The sequence below is a fragment of the Streptomyces sp. WG7 genome (assembly GCF_049975785.1).
Taxonomy (GTDB): domain Bacteria; phylum Actinomycetota; class Actinomycetes; order Streptomycetales; family Streptomycetaceae; genus Streptomyces.
On sequence record NZ_JBNGGE010000170.1, the window covers coordinates 1 to 808 of the forward strand.

The 808-nt window shown below is 65.8% G+C and carries 1 protein-coding gene; it reads left to right on the top strand.

All coding sequences use genetic code 11. The features are described from left to right. Window positions 1–808, top strand: an 808-nt coding sequence (locus ACP4J0_RS38580) for a DUF475 domain-containing protein (RefSeq protein WP_426604127.1), incomplete at both ends; no start/stop codon positions are given.

The following is an 808-nucleotide window of genomic DNA, read 5'->3' on the forward strand; positions in this document are numbered from 1 at the left end:
ACCTTCGGGTGGTCGTTCGCGGTCACCGCGCTCGGCCTGGTGGCCGCGATCTTCTACGGGGGGTGGACCGCCTTCGGCGTCGTGGCGATCCTGTCCGTCCTGGAGATCTCGCTGTCCTTCGACAACGCGGTGGTCAACGCCGGGATCCTGAAGAAGATGAATGCCTTCTGGCAGAAGATCTTCCTCACCATCGGCATCCTGATCGCCGTCTTCGGCATGCGCCTGGTCTTCCCGGTCGTGATCGTGGCGGTCAGCGCGTCGCTCGGCCCGATCGAGGCCGTCGACCTCGCCCTGACCGACAAGGACCGCTACCAGGAGCTGGTGACCGACGCGCATCCGTCGATCGCCGCCTTCGGTGGCATGTTCCTCCTGATGATCTTCCTGGACTTCATCTTCGAGGACCGGGACATCAAGTGGCTGGGATGGCTGGAGCGGCCGCTGGCCAAGCTCGGCAAGGTCGACATGCTGTCGGCCTGCATCGCCCTGATCGTGCTGCTCATCTCCGCGATCACCTTCGGCGCCCACGCCCACCAGCACGGCGGCGCCCATGTCGACAAGGCGGAGACGGTCCTGCTGTCCGGCGTCGCCGGTCTGATCACCTACCTGGTCGTCGGCGGACTCTCCGGCTTCTTCGAGGACAAGCTCGAGGAAGAGGAGGAGCGCGAGCACGAGGCCGAAGAGGCGGCCGAACGCGCCGGCAAGCCCAAGTCGGCCGTGAAGCTGGCCGGCAAGGCCGCGTTCTTCATGTTCCTCTACCTGGAGGTCCTGGACGCCTCGTTCTCCTTCGACGGGGTCATCGGCGCCTTCG